Source organism: Arthrobacter sp. P1_B11 (assembly GCF_056406715.1).
On the sequence record NZ_JBFTZQ010000065.1, the window covers coordinates 1 to 861 of the forward strand.

Consider the following 861-nt stretch of genomic DNA (forward strand, 5'->3'; position numbering starts at 1 on the left):
CATCTGGTCCGCGGCGGCCATCTGGTCCGCGGCGGCCCAGAAGGCGTCGCCGGTGCGCTGGAAGCCGAACATGGAGTAGAACACGTAGACCGGGATCAGCGGCACGCCGTGGGTGGCGTAGGCGGTGCCGGCGGCGGTGAACGCCGCGACGGCGCCGGCTTCGTTGATGCCGGGGTGGATCAGCTGGCCCTGGGCGGATTCCTTGTAGGCCAGGACCAGGTCGCGGTCCACGGACAGGTAGTTCTGGCCCTTGGGGTTGTAGATCTTCGCAGTCGGGAAGAACGCGTCCATGCCGAAGGTGCGGGCTTCATCGGGAATGATCGGCGCGATGTGCTTGCCGAAATTCTTGTCCCGCATCAGGTCTTTGAGCAACCGGACAAAGGCCATGGTGGTGGCTGCCTGCTGCTTGCCGGAGCCGCGCTTGGCGACCTCGTAGGTTTTCGCATCCGGCAGCGCGATGTCGGAGTGCTTGGACCGGCGCTCCGGCACAGCACCGCCCAGGGCAGCGCGCCGTTCCATCATGTACTTGATTTCCGGGGCATCCGTGCCCGGGTGGAAGTACGGCGGCTGGTACGGATCCTTGTCGAGCTGCTCGTCCGTGAGGGGGATCCGCAGGTGGTCGCGGAACTTCTTCAGGTCGTCGAGGGTGAGTTTTTTCATCTGGTGGGTGGCGTTGCGGCCTTCGAAGTGCGGGCCGAGGCCGTAGCCCTTGACCGTTTTGGCCAGGATCACGGTGGGCTTGCCCTTGAATTCGGTCGCTGCCTTGTACGCGGCGTAGACCTTGCGGTAGTCGTGGCCGCCGCGCTTGAGGTTCCAGATCTGGTCATCGGTCAGGTCCGCGACCATGTCCTTGGTCTGCGG

At 65.0% G+C, this 861-nt stretch carries 1 pseudogene; it reads right to left on the reverse strand.

Annotation, left to right across the window (positions count from 1 at the left end):
* Positions 1-861: pseudogene (locus AC1D14_RS22565) on the reverse strand (pyruvate dehydrogenase (acetyl-transferring), homodimeric type); the annotation flags it as partial.